15 protein-coding genes are annotated in these 18,811 nt (G+C 55.1%); 1 reads left to right on the top strand and 14 read right to left on the bottom strand.

The genetic code is table 11. The annotated features are described in order from the left end of the window. Positions 1 to 28: 28 nt before the first annotated feature. The 7 genes from IGS16_RS12830 to IGS16_RS12800 form a co-directional block, all read right to left on the bottom strand. The gene (locus tag IGS16_RS12830) at positions 29 to 2,977 is read right to left on the bottom strand and encodes an NHLP bacteriocin export ABC transporter permease/ATPase subunit (protein ID WP_297085998.1); all 2,949 of its coding nucleotides are present in this window, start codon (positions 2,975 to 2,977) and stop codon (positions 29 to 31) included. Positions 2,978 to 3,021: 44 nt separating this feature from the next. Next, positions 3,022 to 5,409, bottom strand: a complete 2,388-nt coding sequence (locus IGS16_RS12825) for an NHLP family bacteriocin export ABC transporter peptidase/permease/ATPase subunit (protein WP_297085996.1) — start codon at positions 5,407 to 5,409, stop codon at positions 3,022 to 3,024. 1 nt (position 5,410) lies between these two features. Beyond that, complete coding sequence (locus IGS16_RS12820) at positions 5,411 to 6,910, bottom strand: NHLP bacteriocin system secretion protein (RefSeq protein ID WP_297085994.1); 1,500 nt, start codon at positions 6,908 to 6,910, stop codon at positions 5,411 to 5,413. Between the two features lie 80 nt (positions 6,911 to 6,990). Beyond that, positions 6,991 to 8,109 (bottom strand): cyclic nucleotide-binding domain-containing protein, encoded by a 1,119-nt coding sequence (locus tag IGS16_RS12815; protein WP_297085992.1) that lies wholly within the window; start codon positions 8,107 to 8,109, stop codon positions 6,991 to 6,993. 57 nt (positions 8,110 to 8,166) lie between these two features. Next, complete coding sequence (locus tag IGS16_RS12810) at positions 8,167 to 8,472, bottom strand: bacteriocin (RefSeq protein WP_297085991.1); 306 nt, start codon at positions 8,470 to 8,472, stop codon at positions 8,167 to 8,169. A gap of 111 nt (positions 8,473 to 8,583) precedes the next feature. Continuing rightward, a complete protein-coding gene (locus tag IGS16_RS12805) occupies positions 8,584 to 8,874 on the bottom strand; it encodes a CTB family bacteriocin (protein ID WP_068507239.1) in 291 nt (96 codons plus the stop codon). Positions 8,875 to 9,161: 287 nt separating this feature from the next. Further along, entirely contained in the window at positions 9,162 to 9,377 is a 216-nt protein-coding gene (locus tag IGS16_RS12800) for a DUF4278 domain-containing protein (protein WP_297085987.1), read from the bottom strand. A gap of 268 nt (positions 9,378 to 9,645) precedes the next feature. Here IGS16_RS12800 and IGS16_RS12795 point away from each other — a divergent pair, with 268 nt between their 5' ends. Next, positions 9,646 to 9,888, top strand: coding sequence for a hypothetical protein (locus IGS16_RS12795; protein WP_297085985.1), 243 nt, complete (start codon positions 9,646 to 9,648; stop codon positions 9,886 to 9,888). A 67-nt stretch (positions 9,889 to 9,955) separates the two neighbouring features. On the opposite strand, the gene IGS16_RS12790 is transcribed toward IGS16_RS12795, so the two are convergent. From IGS16_RS12790 to IGS16_RS12760, 7 genes are all read right to left on the bottom strand, one after another. Next, positions 9,956 to 11,125: a zinc ABC transporter substrate-binding protein gene (locus IGS16_RS12790; RefSeq protein WP_297085982.1), complete on the bottom strand. Its 1,170-nt coding sequence runs from the start codon at positions 11,123 to 11,125 to the stop codon at positions 9,956 to 9,958. 510 nt (positions 11,126 to 11,635) lie between these two features. After that, entirely contained in the window at positions 11,636 to 12,427 is a 792-nt protein-coding gene (locus IGS16_RS12785) for an alpha/beta fold hydrolase (RefSeq protein WP_297085980.1), read from the bottom strand. A gap of 197 nt (positions 12,428 to 12,624) precedes the next feature. Next, complete coding sequence (gene fldA, locus IGS16_RS12780; protein WP_297085978.1) at positions 12,625 to 13,137, bottom strand: flavodoxin FldA; 513 nt, start codon at positions 13,135 to 13,137, stop codon at positions 12,625 to 12,627. Between the two features lie 237 nt (positions 13,138 to 13,374). After that, entirely contained in the window at positions 13,375 to 14,403 is a 1,029-nt protein-coding gene (locus IGS16_RS12775; RefSeq protein WP_297085977.1) for a chlorophyll a/b binding light-harvesting protein, read from the bottom strand. A 203-nt stretch (positions 14,404 to 14,606) separates the two neighbouring features. Then, positions 14,607 to 15,617 carry a hypothetical protein gene (locus IGS16_RS12770; protein WP_297085976.1) on the bottom strand — a complete coding sequence of 337 codons (1,011 nt, stop codon included), beginning with the start codon at positions 15,615 to 15,617 and terminating at the stop codon, positions 14,607 to 14,609. 144 nt (positions 15,618 to 15,761) lie between these two features. Further along, positions 15,762 to 16,310 carry a universal stress protein gene (locus IGS16_RS12765; protein WP_297085974.1) on the bottom strand — a complete coding sequence of 183 codons (549 nt, stop codon included), beginning with the start codon at positions 16,308 to 16,310 and terminating at the stop codon, positions 15,762 to 15,764. A gap of 205 nt (positions 16,311 to 16,515) precedes the next feature. Beyond that, positions 16,516 to 18,762, bottom strand: coding sequence for a Calx-beta domain-containing protein (locus tag IGS16_RS12760; protein ID WP_297085973.1), 2,247 nt, complete (start codon positions 18,760 to 18,762; stop codon positions 16,516 to 16,518). Positions 18,763 to 18,811 lie beyond the last annotated feature (49 nt).

Raw genomic sequence — 18,811 nt, 5'->3', positions numbered from 1 at the left:
CGGTATTGGGGCTGAGCGAGACGATCGGCTAAACGCGCTGGCGCTGAATCAGTTGGCTAAACAATCCAGGCTGGGTGGCCAGCGCCTCAAAGTCGCCCTCCTGCATGACGCGGCCGTTTTGCAGGACGTAAATGCGATTGGCATTGCGAATCGTGCTGAGACGGTGTGCCACCACAATTCGTGTCACGCGCAAGCGATCCAGACTCTCGCTGACAATGGCTTGGGTGCGGTTATCCAGGGCGCTGGTGGCTTCGTCAAACAGCAGAATGCGGGGACGCAGGGCCAGGGCGCGGGCAATTAGCAAGCGCTGGCGCTGTCCACCCGAAAGGTTTGTGCCGCCCTCGCTGACGACCGTGTGCATTCCCATCGGCATCGCCTGCACGTCATCGGCCAGTCCTGCCATGCGGGCTGCTTCCCAGGCTTCCTCCATGCCAATCAGCGCCCCGCTGGCAATGTTTTCAAAAATCGATGCAGACATTAGGCGGCTATTTTGCAGCACCACACCAAGCTGTCGTCGCACCGCTTGCATATCCAGCCCAGACAAATCCTGTCCGTCATAATAGACCGTGCCCGACTCTGGCGTGTCAAAGCCCAGCAGCAGCCGAAACAGCGTCGATTTGCCACTGCCCGATGGGCCCACCAGCGCAATGAACTCTCCCGGATCGGCGTGAATGCTCACATTATCCAGCGTCAGCGGTCCGTCTTCGCGATAGCGAAACACCGCGCGATCGACAGCAACTTGCCCGGTTAAACGATCCGGATCGGCCTTGTCATCCGCCACTTCTGGTACGGCATGAAGAATAGGTAATGCCCGCTGCCAGATGGGTAACACTTCCATCACATCGACTACTGTAGTGCTGAGACTGGTCGCCCCACCGATAAACGTACCGAACGCGGCATTGAACGCTAGAAACGTGCCGATGGAAAAGCTGCCGTCCTGAGGTTGGGATTGCTGAAGTAACTGTACTGCGAATGCAAACAAGACGGCTGGCGTTAAGGCAGATAACAAGTTATTGATCACTGCCAGATTATCCTCAATGCCCTGCGATGCCAGCGTTAGCTTCAACTGCTGGCTGTATTGCCGTCCCCAATAGGCAAAGGCGCGAGTCTCTGCTCCGGCAACACGAAATTTTGCCACGCCGTTGATGATTTCTCTCATGATGCCTTGCAGTTTGCCCTGGCGATCGAGCAGGGGACGTGCCTTTCGCAGGGTCAGGATACTGGAGATGACCGTCACGCCGATGTTAATCAGGGCAACGAGGAGGGCGATCGCCGCTAGGGGCGGACTGTAGTAAAACAGCAGACCCAGGTTCAGCAGCGAGAATATGCCAGAGAACAAGCTTTTGAGAATAGTATTGCCCAATTTTTGCCGAATTTGGCTGACGGCAGACACCCTTGCGCTCAGATCGCCGATGGAATATTGCCGAAAGAAGGACAGCCGCAGCGCTAGCAGTCGATCCCACACTGCCGCCTGGGTTGAGGCATCGGCAACGGTTTCCAGCCGCATCAGCGCAATGCTCTGGGTGATCTGAAACAGGGTCGCACCGATCGCCGTAGCCAGCAGCCCCAGCGCGATTTGCAGCAGCAAGCTGCGGTTGGCATCAGGAATGGCCTGATCGATCAGCAGGGCCGTTGCCTGGGGCGTGACCATGCCCAGCAGCGTTGCCCCCAGCCCGGCCAGCAGCACGACCCACAGTTCTTTGAAATGTCCCCGCAGGGCAAATTTCAGCAGCGCCAGGGGCTTGGCGACGGCGGGCAGCGGGCGATAGAAGGTGTAGGCAGTGGGCGCAAGGGTTTCCGCAGCGCGGGCATCGCAGATCGTGCAAGTTTGGCGCAGCGGGTCAAGCAGTTCGTAGCGCGAGGCAGAGCGAGGCAGCAGCGCCACGGGACGGCCGTCTTCTAGCGAGTAGGCCAGCAGCGGGCCACCGTCCTGATGCCACCAGCCCTGTCGCAGGGTGACGCGGCGAATGCGGATGTGGGAGGCACGGGCGATCGCCTCGATGGGATCTTTTAGCCGCCGCAGATCTTCTGACTTGCCAGGGGGTGAAATGGCAATCCCCAGGGCCCGCCCCACGGCCCCAGCCGCCGCCAGTAGCGCCATTTCTGGGTTCGTGGCGATCGCCGCGTCTGCTGCATGTCCTGAGAATGTATGTTCTGACGAAGTGGGCGCAGCATCAAACACGGTCGATAGTTCGTCCAGCGTCCGCGCCACCGCTTCCGTATTGAGCTGCTGCCGTTCGCGATAGCGTGCGAGTTCCTGATGTTGTTCCTGAGCTTCGAGCATCTGGATTCCCTGCATCACCTTTGCTTGCAGATGGCTCAGTCCAGCTATCAGGGCGATCGCCGACCGGGCTTCACTGGTGCAGGTTTCCAGTTCTACAATATCGCTAGCTTGGAGCCAGAGATGTCGTTCCAGCGGCAGCCACACCCCCAGTTCCAGTGGCAAACTCGACACCCCTTGCAGCATTGCAGTTCCTTGCAGCACGCGCACCCAGGTTACGGCACCCTGAGGCGGCTGAAACACTTCTCCCGCACCCAGCACGCCATATCGATTCATCGGTGTTGGCATCTTTGTTGCGGTCATTCCTGCCAGCGTGGTGCCCAACCGATGAACCCAGCCCTCGATCTGCCGCTGGGCTACCTGCGGTTCGTCGTGCAGCCATTGGAGGAACTCGGAGGGCGATCGCCCTGCCAGATCCGTCTCTTCCAGGGCCACCGCCATCAGTTGATACGGCTGCGATAACCCCGATTTGCTAAACTCGGCTGTGTCGGCTGCAAATACAGCCTCGCCCGCGTTGACGCTGAACAAGTATCGCCGCCGCCCGCGTGGAATTCCATCTTGCATTGGCACAGCAAACAGCGCCAGTGAACCGGATTGTACCTGCCAAACTGTCTGGTGGTCTAGCAGTAAGGGTTCATTTCCGTGCAGCGAGCGGGAGGGATGAATTGGCTCAAGCTGTCTCTCTTCTGTCAGCATTCCTGCGTTCCTTCTATCTTATTTTTCAGATTGCAATCTGCAAGTTATTCAATCGAGCCGCCTTCGCTGCGAATGAGTTGGAGATAGGGGCCTTCCTGCGCCTTAAGCTGGTCATGGCTGCCTCGCTGAACCACTTTTCCGCGTTCCAGCACGATGATTTCATCACAGTCTCGAATGGTGCTGAGGCGGTGCGCCACAATGAGACAGGTGCATCCGCGTAGCCGCAGGTTGTAATCAATGATGCGTTCCGTTTCTGTGTCCAGGGCGCTTGTCGCCTCATCCATGACCAGAATTGAAGGATTGCTGACCAGCGCCCGCGCAATTTCCAAACGCTGCCGCTGTCCGCCGCTGAGATTCGTTGCACCTTCCGACAGTTCCGCCCCATAGCCCCCTGGCATAGATAAGATAATGTCGTGTACCGCAGCATCCCGACAGGCTTGAATCAGTTGTTGATCGGAAAGCGTTGTGTCCCACAGGGTCAGATTGTCGCGCACGCTGCCTGCAAACAGCAGCACCTCTTGCTCAATCATCGCCAGGGAATTTGCCAGTACAGAACGCGGGAGGCTCTGGCGCGGCTGTCCGTCAAAGTAAATCTCGCCTGTCCAGGGCTGATAGAGTCCGCACACCAGTTTAGCGATCGTCGATTTGCCGGAACCACTGCCGCCCACTAGTGCGACCCGCTGACCCGGCTGGAGCGACAGACAGAAATTTTCAATCAGCGGCGGTGCCGTGCGGCTATAGCCAAAGGTAAGGTTATGAATGTCCAGATAGCCTTCAAGTTTGGTGAGGGTGGGAGAGGTAGCGAGAGCGTGGGTTTGTTCCGAAGCAGGAGTGGCGTGAGACATGGCAGGTGAGTTGTAGGTGGGTGTCATGTGCTGTTCTAGAAGCGGATCTTTGGGATTCTGCAAGACATCATCCAGGCGGGTCAGCGTCCCTTCCAAGTCTTGAAAGTCGCCGCCCAGCCGAATCAGTTGACTGACAGGCTGCATGAACTGCTGAATCAGGGATTGAAACGCCACCAGCATCCCGATGCTGAGGTAGCCCTCCATCACGCGGAAACCGCCGACGACGAGCAGCAGCATGGTGCTGAGGCTGGTCAGCAAGGTGGGCAACACGCCGAGTTTTTGATTGAGGCTGTCCAGGTCCTGACGCGCATTCAGCAGCTTGGCATAGTAGCCGGCCCAGCGCGTGAAAAAGTCTGACTCTAAACCGGATGCCTTGAGCGTTTCGATACTTTGCAAGCCGGACATTGCCACACCGTTTACCTTGCCCTGTTCTTGCATCAGCCGAAGATTGGTATCAGTACGGAAGCGAGAGACTGCCTGTAATGCCAGCAGGTTAATACAAACGAACGCAATTCCAATCAATGTCAGGATGCCGTCGTACTGCCACATGACCAGTCCATAAAAGATGACCATGACGGCAGAGATTACCGTGGTTGCAAGCTGTCCGGATAGCAATCCGGCAAGGCGATCGTTTAGCTGGACGCGACTGCTGATTTCGCCTGCATAGCGCTGATCATAAAAGCTAACCGGAAGGTAAAGCAGATGCCAGAGAAAACGACTGGACATGCCCATCGCCAGCTTGACTCGCAAACGGCGGAGTAGCTGAAGTTGCAAGCGCGTGAGCAGTCCGGTGACCGCTGCGGTGAATAGCATCACGAACACCAGCGGACGCAGCCAGTCCTGTCGCCCTTTCAGCAGCACCTCGTCCACAAACACTTGAGAGAATGCGGGCATCGCTAGCCCCGGCAACACCAGCAGAAATCCTACGGCAACACAGAACATCAGCGAGCCGACGGAACCCCGCAGCCGCTGCTTCAGCGCTCGCAACACGCTTGGTTTTTGTCCACCTTTTTGAAACTCAGCACCCGGCGCAAAGGTCAGCACTACGCCCGTAAACGCTTCGCTGAATTCGGCGAGAGAAACGGTGCGTGGGCCCGTTGCCGGATCGTTCAAATAGACCCGCTGGCGATGGAACCCTTGCACGACCAAAAAATGGTTGAAATTCCAGTAGACGATAAACGGTGGCTTTAGCCGTTGCAGTCCGGCAAGATCTAGCTTAAAGCCTTTTGCATCCAGCCCGTAGCTGCGGGCGGCGTTGAGTAAGTTTGAGGCTTTGCTGCCGTCGCGGGAGATACCGCAAGCTTGACGCAGGTCAGCAAGAGGGGCGATCGCCCCATGATAGGCCAAAATCATCCCCAGCGATGCGGCTCCGCATTCCACCGCCTCCATTTGCAGCACCGTGGGAACGCGATAGATGCGGCCGTGCCCCCAGAGGGTGGTGGGCAGTTGCCGAAGCGTGTGCGGAAGCTGGCGGAGGTGTTGGGGAAGCTGTTTGCAGTGCTGGGAAGCCTGCTGGAGGGCTTGGGAAACCTTTTGAAATCGCTGGGCCCAGCTTGGGGGGGAAGGTTGTAGAAGTTGTGGAGTCATGCTAGCTCATCCCCGTCAGCGATTTGAAAATGGGCAGCACGTAGGAAATGGGCGATCGCGCTTCGGTGGTGATGCGTCCGGTCGCCGTTGTGCCTGCTGTAATCGCCTGGCGCGGCCCGTTGGAAGACGACCAGACATACTGGAGCGTGTCGTCGGACTGCCGCCCCGATTCGCGGGTTTCTAGCCGCACAAAAATAGCCAGATGGGGCTGCTCATTCATTAAGGCAGGTAAGATATCGGGATTGCCGACTAAGCTGGCGGCTCCGGCCCGAGTCAGCGGAAACTTAGACACTTCAAACACTTGCCCCTGAATGCCGCCGTATTCTTCCCGCTTAACGGTGGTAGGGGTTAACTGCACGGTCATCCCTGGCATAATTTTCTTACCTTCGCTGACGGGTAAGAACATCACCCCCACCAGCGGCGTAGCATCGCCTTGGGCCGACAGCGTGACGATGCTTGCGCCCGCCTCTAGTCGCTCGCCCGGTTTGGCAGAGACTTCTAGCACTTGCCCATCATAGGGGCTGGTGATTTCGCTGTTTCTCTGAAGCTGTAGCTCTAGCTGGGCGATCGCCCGCTGGGTTTCCTGGATCTCCTTTTGCCGCGCCGTATTGGCGATTAAATCCTGCTCTCGTCGCGCCGCCGCCTGGGTTTCCAGGTTCTTGATTTGCGCCTGCAACTCGTTACTCTGGTTTTCGCTGCGGAGATACTCACGCTGGGCATCGGCTTCCTTTACGTCAAGCTGCTTGAGTTGGGATTCTGCCTGATTTAGCTGGGCGCGGGCGTTGAGGTATTCCTGCTCTGCTTGTAGCACCATATCGCGAGACAGTGCGCCTTCTTCGTGGGCGGTTTGGCGGGCTTGCCAGCGCTGCTCGTAGGTGGGCAACTGGTCGCGCAGGGCTTGGAGCCGCTGTTCTAGCGCAGTCCGCTCCTGCTGAATGGCTTCGATGCCCTTTTCGCGGATGACGGGCGTGAGGGATTGCACCGTGCGTAGGCTCTGCTGGAGTGCCTGCCGCTGTTGGGCGATCGCCGCCTGTTCAAAGCGATCGCGCTGAAGTTGGGCGGTGCGGGCTTCCTCATCCTGCCGCTGAAGCTGGGCCAGCTTTTCTCGCGAAAGCTGCAACTGCTGCTTGATCTCCGACTGATCCACCGTTGCCAGTACGTCACCTGGCTGGACGCGATCGCCCATTCGCACAGGCAGCGTCAGCAAACGCCCAGACGTGGGAACCTGAACGCGAATGATTTGACTCGGATCAACGCGCCATTGATCGGGCCCCAACTGGGCAACGGGAAGGGGCACTAAAACCCCCTGTCCCGGAACAGTAATGGGAATGCGACCCAGCACGCTCCAGACCGTACCGCTGATCACAATCGTACCCAGTGCGAGTAAGGACAGCCAGCGCTTGGGACTGACAACTTGCACCAGTTGATCGAGCTGCTCTGGGGAAGCGCTGCGCTCTAACGCTTCTGTGCGAAACAGCTTGTTTTTTGCAGAGGAGTTCACAGGTGTTGGTGATATTGGACTTGCAGATGAATGCCCCCCGGATGAACTGAGTGAAGGATTTGGCAAACTGTTTTCTGGCATTACCATTGCAAGTCTCTCCCGTTTTCTTGTTGCGCTTGAATTCGCTTGAGCAGCCACTCAAACCGCGCTTCGGCAAGAGAAATGCGGGTCAGTAAACGGCTACTCAAATCGTCGCGATTGCCCATCGGTTCTGCCCTTTCATCTGCGGAACCCAGGGTTGCGGCATAAAGCTGATGCAGCATTGCCTCATATTCCGTAGCGAGTAATGTGGCCAGCACCCGGTAAAACCGCGTAGCAAAGCTAGGATCGTGCAGCAGTTTTGCCGCCAGTCGCCAGCGCGGAATCGACAACACCTGCGAATCGCGCAGAGCGCTGGCACAGAGCGTCAGGTCATGGGCATTGACCAACTGCATCTCGCCCACCAGATCGCCCCGCGACAGCCGTGCAATTTCTTGATGGGGTGCAGAGGGATTTTCAGCAGGTGCAAGCGTTTGGGCAACCAGGCTAGATACTTCGACAGGCTGGCTCAGCAGCAGCGCTCCCTCCAGGACAATGTGTAACGCATCGGGCGATCGCCCCGTAGACAGCAGCACCGTCTGCGCTGGCAGGGATTGAACCATTCCTACTGTTGCCAGCCAGTCCAAATCGCTGTCCTGCAATTCAGCAAATAAGGTAATAGATTGCCGCAGGGGCGATCGCCGGACGGGAAGGTTCTGATACTCAAACTCGCGCACCAGTCGCCGATTTCGAGCCGACATCAACAGCGCAACGGTTCGATAAAACCGGGATGCAAAGCTTGCGTCTTCCTGGAGCTTTTGCAGCAGCACGGCACGCGGAATGCAAAGAACCTGGCACGGAGACTCAGAAATAATCGAGTAAGGAAGCAATCTAGAATCCAAAATCGTAGACAGGTTGGCAAAGTCACCCGGCAGGACTTGCGAAAGTGTAGTAGCTGACCATGATTCCGAAGAGGATGCTTTCTCGAACGAGTGGGCGATCGCCGCTTGTCGAATTGGCGAGGCGATCGCCACCATGCCTTCGAGAATCAAAAACACATAGTCAGACGGCTGAGCGGAATCAACCAAAAACGTTTCTGCGGGAACGCTGCGATACGTTGCGGCCTGCACTAGCCAATTCAAATCTGAGGAATCCAGTTCCTCAAGCAACAAACAAGTCATTGATAACCTCCCGATCGTCATGAGAGCAAGAAATAAGGAACAGACAAGATACGGTCTCTAATAGCCAAATAGCCTGCCAATGCTGGACAACGCTTTCATCAGGCTATTCGTTGAGTCAAATCCTGTCAGATTAATCTGGAACACGGAGAAGCGCGTCTGCGAAGACTGGCTGGCTTGCGACAGAGCCGCGTAGTCCGACTCAGTAGATACTAAAGACAGTTCATCGCTGCCATCAAATCTGACCAGGGTGAGGGATAAATCGACCCCGCCTGAAATTTGCGCTAGATCTTGCTCTGACAACTCGATGGGAGCAGCGGTGGATGGAGGCGGTTCCGCCGGATAAAACTGAGGCGCATGAGACATGGGACTGTCCGAATTCAACACTTAGGCGTTTTACTGCACAGGGTCACACTGGCGCGTTATCGATTCAAAAGGACAATCGCACGACACCAGCAGTGACCCCTGTGGGCTTATCTATTTACCGAGAGATGTGAATCGATTTGCGCCAGAAATCGTGCGCTCGAAGTCGAGGGTCGAAATCGTGCCGCTACCATTTGGGCCCGCAAAGGTCGCCTGGCCCAGAGACAGCCGTTCTTGCCCAAAGAAACTGGATGACCCGTCCATTAGGCTGCTGAAATCGCCCAGGCTCAGACCGCCCGCGCACTCATCCAGATCAGCCTCAGAAAGTTCGGTCATGGCCAGGTCGCTGGGGGGAATCTCCTCGATATAGGTTGCAGTGAACCGTTCGGATTGCATCGATTCCATGTAGATTTCTCCTTAATGTAAGGTCGGATAGTCAGGAGGCGCGGATGTCTTGCCCTCCTGTACCGCCATATTTTTGGTGGCTGGAAGGGTATACAGATTTTAGATTTTAGATTTTGGATTAGTCATTTAGCGAGTACAGGAATTCTGCATTTGAGGCAGATAAACTCAGATAAAAAAGCGATCGCCCTCCAAAAAGAGCGATCGCCATTTACTTGTGTGGGAATAACCAGGTAAGTATGTTGAGGGATCAGTCGAGCGTTCAGAACCTTTAGCCAGAACCGCTTAACCTAGATAGCCAGAATGTTCTCATTGCTAAAGCTAGGCTTTGCTTCGGCACGATATTGTGCGCCGCGATAGGTCAGATTTACGAACACCTGTGTAGGCAGTTTAGAGGGGGAGTGCATCGTCATCTCTGCGCCGCGATAGCAGCCGTTGAAGCTTTGGCTTTTGGTGGGCAGTTGGTTGCTGGCAATGTATTCGGTACCACGGTAGGTCAGATTCATGGTTGTGTCTCCTGGAAGTGAGATAGTGTGAGGTGCGTTTCGTTCGATGCTTTGGTTATAGAGCGATCGCCCCGGTCAGCGCGATACTGAAAAGTTAAGGACTTTTTTCCGGCTTCACTCCTTAACTTTTCTGAATAGAGCGATCGCCCTTTTCGTCCTATAAATAATTTATGGCTCCAAAGCGGTAGCTCGTCAGCCAGAGGTATGCCTCGACACCCCTCTATAACTTCCTCTACAACCCCGTCTACAACCTCCTCCAAACGCTCCCATGTTCTACACCACTGATGCTCCCGGATTGTCAATCGATGCCTCACCCGACCCGGCCCCATTCTCTGTCGCAGAAAAATCCAGCCACCCCGCAGAAGCAGAGCATGGCGGCTGGATTGGGTTTGCTGTCCTGGCAATGCTGATGGCGCTGGGTTTTGCGGGTTTGACCTTCGGCTCTATCAAACTCGCCGAAGGAGCCATCCTATCCCAGCAAAGCATCGTTGGCCCTGCCCTGATGCGCTAAGATTTGTTGCATTGTAGGCTGGATAGTGGGTTAGACAGCGGGCTAGGACGTTGGGCTAGACGACGGGCTAGAACCTCAGACTGACTCGCTGCGGCAGCACAGCCCTGGTTTTCTGAATCGTCCAGTGTGGCAAGACCGATTGCGTTGATCCGTCTGTAAACGCAGACACCAGCGCCTTCACGTTCTGCCGCATGGTGGCGATGTAGTAGTCCGGCTGCAAGGCTTCGGGGCCGCCTGTTTCCATCGGGTCAAAGGTGCTGATATTCACGTCCAGGTCTTGGGCGATCGCCGCAAACACATCTTCTCCACTTTGAGGCTCCGTCAGCAGCGTTTTGAGATTACTGGCTTTTACCGTATCCATGACGCGCTTCACATCCTGGGGCGACGGGTTGACATCGGGCACATCCACTAGAAACTCAGCCTTTAGCCCATAGCTTTCGGCAAAGTAAGGCGCAAAGTCATGAAAGGCAACAAACGTTTTGTTGGCAAACGGCCGGAGCTGTTGGGTAATCTCTTCATCTAGCGCCTGCAACTGCTGAATGTAGGCGGCTGCATTGGCAGTGTAAACGGCTTGCCCATCGGGGTCGGCAGCAATCAGCCCGTCGCGAATAGTTTCGACTTGCTGAATGGCCCGCTTCGGATCGAGCCAGATGTGCGGGTTAAACTCACCGTGGCTGTGGCGATGGGCAGTTGGTTGGCTTGCTGCTGCTTCAGCATGATCATGGGCGTGATTATGAGCGTGACTATGGCTGTGCCCGTGATCGTGCGCCTCTCCTTCAATAGATTCAGTTGTAATTGTGGCAATCCCAGCGCTGGAGTCAATCACTTTCAGATCTGCATTTCCTGCATTTTCAATCAGGCTGTCCAAAAATGACTCCATTTCCAGACCGTTTTTCACCAACACATCGGCCTGGGCAATCCGCTGGGCATCTTCGGGGCGGGCTTGATAGTCGTGCGGGCCAACATTGGTGGGCAGCAGTTGCGTCACCTCAGCGCGATCGCCCGCCACGGCCTTTGTGAACTGGGTCATTGGGATAAACGTGGTGACGACCCGGAGTTCTGGTGTATCGGCGGCGGCTATCGGCGGCTGAGATTCGGCATTGTTGCTAGTGGAAGCAGTGGTGCAACTGCCCAAACCGAGGGCGATCGCCGACGCAACGACAATGGAAATGCGCTTTGGAGAGACATAGCGAATGGCCGAGCCTGCCTGTTGCCAGGTTGCTTTGGGAGGGGTCATGGTACTCATCCTCAGGTACAGGTCTAGTGGGAAAACGATTAGAAAAGCAGCTAGCAGCTATGAGAATGATTATCATTTTCTCTAACGTTATACCACAGAACCAAACGCTTGAGCGATCTGTGCTGCCCAAAGAACTTGGGAGACCGACCCAATCGATTCGACATTTATTTCATCAGATGTCGAATCAGATTAGCGACTCGAAGGGTTGCAGGCTGTGGCATCGTCTTGAGTTCATAATCCGTGCAGTCGATGGCCAATTCCGACAGCGCCCGACAGGGATGCACCGCACATTTCAGGTGATACTCCCCAGTAAAGTAAGCACAGCGGCTGCACGGAACCTGATGCAGTCGCCTGAGTCGCGCTATCCCATCCTGAACTGCAAAACAAACGGATAGACAAAAACAGACTGTGATCAGCCAGATTCCAAGAATGCAGAGAGGATTCATTTGAGAATAATGTTGGTAAGCGTAGCTGTAAGGAGCGAGGTAATGATGACAGAAGGCTTCCCCCTTAGCCCGCAGACGCAATCTCGAATGCAGGGTATTGGGCAGGCAGACGTGAGAAGGATTGCCAAAAATCTAGAATTTGCTCAGCTGTAGACTGAGGAAAGTGATAGTGAAAGAAATAGCGCCCACCCAGACATTGCCACAGGCGATCGCCCGGTGGTGTCCAGCCTGTTTCATCTTTTGTAAAGAAGCCTTCACCCTTGAGCCAGGGTCGCCAGCCGTCCAGCGCATTGGGGTCGATAATCGTGTCTTCTGAGCCACCGCAGACCAGCAGCGGCACGGGAACTCCGCCAGGAAACAAGCTTGCCCGCCGATAGAGCGTGTGGGGCGACAGTGAGTTGTCTAGGTCTTTTTCCAAAAGCTGAATCAAGTCTTGCGTGACTGGCCAGGATTGTCGCCCAAATAGCGTGGGCACCATTTGCGCCAGCACCGTTTCGCGGCTACAGGGCAGTAGGGCAAAGCGGCTATAGTAGTGCGCCTGCCAGTCTACCAGCGGATATACGCCGACGGAGAGCAGGGTGAGCGATCGCACTCGTTCAGGATGCCGCCGCGCATAGAGCAGGGCCAGTGCGCCGCTGATGCCGTGCCCGAGTAGATGGACTGGGCGATCGCCCTGCTTCAAATAGTCATGCAGTAGCACCAGCGCCGCTGCCATCGACACGGCTTCGTCCTGGGTTTGGCAATACTGCCAGTGAGCAACTACTCCATATTGCGCCAGATGCTTCAGCAGCGGGCGATCGAATTTTTGCAGCGCAGGGCTGACGCTGAGCCACAGCGCATCGGGCGATGAAGACATACAGAATTCCTTGCAAGATAAACACGAATGGAGCCACTAGATGAGAATTTAAGTCAATTAGATTTTTGGCCTCATCTGGCATTTGAGTTGCGAGGCATTGGGCAGAGGGGGAGTCGGGAGGATGCTAAACGCCCAATCCCAATGCCTGCCACGCTACGAAAAACGGCTTTTAGGAAATCTTGAAAAGCCTCGCAGTGCTACACACCAAATTCTCGCTTGAGCTGAGCAACCCAGGTTTTCACGCGCTCGTCCGATAGGTCAGACTGGTTATCTTCATCGATTGCCAGACCTACAAACTTGCCATTGCGTACCGCTTTCGACTCGTTGAAATCATAGCCATCGACCGGCCAATAGCCGACTGTTGTGCCCCCCAGCGATGAAATCTTCTCTTCTAAAATGCCCATCGCATCCTGAAAATTGTCTGCATAGCCGACCTGATCGCCCGCGCCAAAGTACGCAACCTTCTTGCCAGAAAAGGCGATCGCATCTAGCTCGTCATAGAATCCTTCCCAATCGCTTTGCAGTTCGCCAATGTTCCACGTCGGGCAGCCCACAATCACACACTCATACGCTTCAAAATCCTCAGGGCTAGCATCGGCAATGTCGATCAGTTCCACCACACTGTCGCCACCAAATTCCTTTTGGATTTGTTCTGCGATGGTCTGAGTATTACCCGTTTGCGTTCCAAAAAATAGCCCAATCTTCGCCATAGTCTCTCCGACTTCTATCCATTGAACGTTCTAAAGAAAAGTGTTCTCCTTTCTCAATGGATCGTTGGAGCCAAGGAAAAAAGTTTCTCGCAAGTGTACGAGACTCATTTTCTAGACCCGTGCTAGACACTCATGATCACATTCTGCGAAGTGTTCGGCAATCTTGCAAACCGCCTGCATTTTTGCCTACACTTTAGCCTACAGTTCAAGCCTACAGTTCAAGCCTGTGCTGCAAGCCTACACCTCAATCGTATTCAGCGCCTGTTCTACACGGCGAAAATCGAAGCCCATCGCCCGCAGCGCGTGCCACAGGTGACCCTGCAAAAAGAAAAACGCCAGGAAGAAATGAGCATTTGCCAGCCAGCAGCGCGGGGTGTGTGCCCCCATTGGAAGCTCGACGGTATCTGCGAAATAGGGCGCAACACCGAGCTTGACCGCCAATGGCGGCCCGTAGAACTCAACGGGATAGGCCAGCGTATTGACCGCGCAGAAATAGGCTGCGACAAAGCCTGCCAGCGCGATGCCGCCCAGCGAGTAGGACAAGATTGCCTCTCCAGAAAACATCAGCACCTTCTTTGCCCAGCCCAGGGGTGGCACCAAGATATGCCAGATTCCGCCCCCAATTAGCATCAGCCCTACATAGATATGTCCACCGACCAAATCTTCCAGATTATTGATACTGGCGAAATGGGTTTGATAGCCATAAATCACAGCAGGGTTAAGCGTTGGATTAGTGACCAGGCGCACGGTTTGCGTTGCAGCATCATACAGTCCGCCCCAATACATTGCCTTGGCCGCCAACAGCAGTGCTCCTGCGCCCAAAAACAGGAGATGATGCCCTAGGATGAGGCCAAGCTGTTTTGGATCATCCCATTTGAAATCGAACAGTTTGGCACGACCGCTGGCTTTGGATAGATCTTCGGGCGCTCGGAAGGTATGGAACAATGCCCCTGCGCCCAATACAGCCGACGAAATGAGATGCACTGCACCTACCACGAAGTAAGGATAGGTGTCGATGACTTCGCCACCGTTGCCTACGCCCAGACCGAGCGTGGCCAGGTGCGGCAGCAGGATTAATCCCTGTTCGCCCATTGAGCGCGTCGGGTCAAACCAGGAAATTTCAAACAGGGTGAAGGCACCGGCCCAAAAGGTGATGAGTGCAGCCTGAGCTACATGGGCTGCGATAAACAATCCAGAGAGATTGGCAAAGCGGGCGTTGCCAGCCCACCAGTCATATTTCACATCGGGATTATCGTAGGTTTGCATAAAGACAACTGTCCTCACATGTTAGGAACTGCAAGTCATCGAGGATTAATGAGAAACATCCTCAATAAGAAGCCTACCCCACAAATCGGAATAGTTCTCAATAGTGAATCATAAAGTTTTATATCAAACACTGGATCAAGCGCAAAAAAGAGGGCGATCGCCCTCTCTAACCCAAGACTTCGTTTCTGCGTGGCCCAGTGGTTCTACACGCGCCGCCGCACCAAATAAAAGCAACTGCTGTAGGCCTTGCCTCGCTGCATCGACCAGTTGCCCGTGAACGGCGTAACGCTGCTGTCGTCTGCGGCCCGCACCAGCACGCTATATTGCCCAGGCTTTAGCGTATAGGTTCCCTCTGCGCCTTTTTCAGGGCAGGATCGGGGAGGCGTGCTGTAGACCTGACAGTCACGGCAGGGCGGCAATTCGGCAAACTGCGGTTCTGGGCCACTAAAGACAATGCGTAATACATTGGGCGAGTCGTTGCGAATTTTTACCACACTGCTGCTGTTGCCGGAAGACCCCAGGGGTTGTGGCGGTGGAATCTTGCCTGCGCCTGTTTCATTGGCTTGGGCAACTAGGGTACGGGCGATCGCCGCTTCAGCATCCCGCGCTTCGGCGGCGTTGGGATAGTCGTTCAGCACGCTGCCGTAATGCTGTATCGCGCCTGCGTAGTCTTTTTGCGCCTCATCCTTTTTGCCACAGGCGAAGTGCAGTGACGGGGCTTGGGTTGCGGGGTCAACCATGAGGTTTTGGTTCACTAGCGCCGTCATGCTGGAACAGACTTTTTCATCGGCCAGCGCGTCGGGGCTATGCTGCTGAAACAGCGTCCTGGTTTGCTGCTGGACGGTTTCGCGGAGGGCAGTGTCGGGGTTGAATGTCAAAAACTGGCTGTAGCTGACCAGGGTGGCACTGGGGCCGGCCGCTTCTTGATCCGTGCCAATTTTCAAAAATTGTTCGCATTCGCCACGCAGTGGGGTGGCGCGAGTCACGTATTTTTCGGCGTTGAGGTCTTGCAGGCGAGTAAATTGGGCGATCGCCGTTTGGCAGTCGCCTGTCTGGTAGGCGGCCTCGCCCTTGCGGTAAATTCCAGAGTTTCGCAGTTCTGGATAAACCACGCCGCCCAGCAGCGCTAGCACACCGACCAGACCCACCCAGAGCAGGGGGCGCTGGCGACGCGGAGACGCAGCAGGCGTAGCAGGTGCAGTACGATGGCTCATGGTTGGCTCCCGTTGGACAAGGAATGGGGTTACGCCAATTCCTATTGCCTACGCTGCTGCACCTATGTATTTAACGTGAGTGAGGATAGAGGCTTGTCGGCCCTCCCTCCTCCCGCCTTCTAAGCGGTTCAACTCACGTTTTAGCTAAGACAAGGGCGCGGTTTTCGCCAAATCGGTCTGGGCCACGTCGGACTGTACGGCAGTCAAGGGCGTGGGTGTCGCTTGCAAGACCAGCACTGCACAAGGCGCATGGTGCAACACGTAGTTGCTGACGCTGCCCAGGAGGGCTTCCGTGAGGCCGCTGCGACCGCGCCGACCCAGCAGCACCAAATCAGCATCCCAGCTTTTCGCCAAGTCGCAAATGCCACGTCCGGCATCGGTGCAGCGATAGCTAAATTGGGTAGACACACCCTGGGCGATCGCCCCTTGACACAGATCATTCAGCCAGTCGCGCACCTCTTGGGTTTGCCGCTCCAGGTAGTTTTGCTGCGCCTCATAAGCTTGCGTCACCAGTTGCGGAGCCAGCCCCATTTCGCCTGGCAGCAGCATCGGACCCAGGATCAAATCAGGGTTCAACGCATGATACAGCATCAGCTCAGCGTTTTGCGTTTTCGCCAGCTCTAGCGCCTGTTCATAAATCGATTGCCCCAGTGGAGATTGATCCAGCGCCGCCAAAATCTTCTTGAATGTCATAACAGTTTCTCCCTACCAACTTTTCCCTAACAAATTGCAGCGAAGCGGGAATTAAACGATGGTTATTCGCAGAGGACGCGATGGAGTTGATGCGTATATCTGCTTATCTTCAAGCTATCGCATTTTGCGTGGGTCATCTCAGGTTTGCAACAGGACTTTACGAGGGGTAGTACGAGGGGTAGAAAGTTGGAAACTGAGGCGCAGGCTAAATCGCAGGCGGGCGAATCGAGACAAAATCGGCTTTGGTGATTTGGGACTTGGCGATGCCAGGGAGGATGGCCAGCAGATCGCTGCCGAGGCTGATGCGCGTGACTTGGCTAGATCCGCTGCCCTGCTGCACGATTTTGAGCCGTGGGAACCGGAGACCAAGCGAGAGTCCGAGGCGATCGCCCCCATCTTGAAAATCCAAAATGCGGATCGACCCCGGCCCCCGCTCTAGCGCAAACACATCGCGCCCCTGGTTGCCCCGCAGCGTGTCGTTGCCCGTGCCGCCAAACAGCGTGTCGTTGCCGCGCCCGCCCGTCAGCGTATCATTTGCGCCCAAGCCGAGAATCGTGTCGTTGCCGTTCAGTCCGGCGATCGCATCTCGCTGTGGCGTGCCAATCAGCAAATCATTGCCATTCGTCGCGCCTGCATCTTGGATGGTGATAGTTGTAGAATTTACGTTCCCAGTGAGTGTATCCAGCGTTCCTGCTAGTGGGTTATTGACGGGTACGACAGACAGCAAAATCGTTTCATTTCCTTCAACCAGTGCATCTGTCAAAATGGGAATTTCGACAGTCTTGCTGGATTCGCCAATGCCGAACGTGATCGTTTTCGGAAATAACGAAGCATTGAAATCGGCACCTGCCGTTGCCATTCCACCGGCGATCGCCACGCTGACCTGCGACAATCCCGCCAGCGTTCCGGTGCGATTCAGCGTCAGGGTCGCAACGCCTGCGGTTTCGCTGACCAGCAGCGTGCTTTGGGCAAACTGCACGCTGGGCGCTGGCGGCAGGGGGGCGCTGGGCGGCGGGCGGCGGCGCGTGTCATCAAAGGTGACAATGTGCGTGTGGTTGAAATTGCTGAGGCTTGAGCCATCATCGCTGCTGAGATCGGCTAGCTCAATCTGCTCGGTGGGGCCAGAGCCATCGGGATCAAAAAACAAGGATGCGGAAGAGTCACCAAAGCTACTTAAGGTAAGAATGAAGCGATGGTTGGCTGTAGTTGCGTTGCTGCCAATGACAAACTGGCTAGGTAAAATAGCGCTGTTGAGAGTCAGCCCAACGTTGCGAAAGCTAGACGATTCTGCGGTTCCTATGTAAATACCAATCGTATCGTCTGCCAGGCTGAAGTCACGAATAGAATCGTCATCATTAAATCCGGGACGATAGGTGTAGAAATCGAAGCGATCGCGCCCATCTCCGCCTTCTAAACTGTCTTGTCCAGGGCCACCCGATAAGTAATCATCCCCTGCATCACCAAATAATTTGTCGTTATCAGCTCCGCCGAAAATAACATCGTTGTCGTTACCCCCGCTTAAAACATCTCGTTCGTCTGTAAAAGGGTTTTCAGAATCAGGGTTATCCAAGCCAGGGTCAGGATTGTCGCCATAGATTAGATCATCGCCCTCCATCCCATCAATTGTGTCCCAGCCTCCCTCGCCATAAAGCGTATCGTTGCCTGTACCACCATTTAGATAGTCACCTGCTGGGCGGGTATAGCTGGAATTTTGAGAATCTATAATTCGGCTATTGCTGCCGCGTAGCAAGTCATTACCAGCTTCACCGTAGAGCATGTCGTCGCCATTGCCACCTACTAGCCAATCGTCACCCTCTTCGCCCCGCACGGTATCATCGCTATCGCCTGTGTCAATTGTGTCGCTACCTGCCCCCGCATAGATCACATTGATGCCGCTAGTGTTGCCAATGCCGCTGCCGGGAATGGTATTATTTTCTGCTCCAAGCTGAATAGGCAACGGGCTTTGAGCATCTTCGATGATAATGATGATTTCCTTGAAGCGTCCGCCAGGAATGAGGCGAGGCGTGTTGAATGGGCGACTAGCACCATCAACTAAAAATGTTTTTGACAGGTAATCTGCCAATTGTTCTGGTTGAGGATAGGAAAATCGATAAGGGTCTGTGAAAACATCACCAGCGATTGCATCCCATGATTCTTTCAAGATATAAGTTTCCTGAGTAAAACCGACTGTATCTGTCGGATCGAGCGATAGAGTAATCGTGTTAAATCCGTCTGTATCGTTGCCAATGCCGTCATTGTTGACATACAGCGGCAGAAAAAGCTGAGAGCGTCCCTGCAAATCCGTGTTAAAAGATAGCGGATCGATGGGGCTAAATGTTTCGCCTTCTGGCAGTTCCCAAATGGGTAAATAGTCGTCTATATCCCAGTCCACACCGTCACCATAGGGTGAGGAGTAGTTAACACCTTTTCCCTTGCCCTTCTTTTTTGCCATTGCAGATTGTCTCCAGAAGCAATTCTCGAATATTCTCCAGGGAAAACTT

The organism is Thermoleptolyngbya sp. C42_A2020_037 (genome assembly GCF_015272455.1).
Lineage (GTDB): Bacteria > Cyanobacteriota > Cyanobacteriia > Elainellales > Elainellaceae > Thermoleptolyngbya.
Note: the sequence above shows the minus strand (reverse complement) of the source record. Positions and strands in the feature narration are given on the sequence as shown.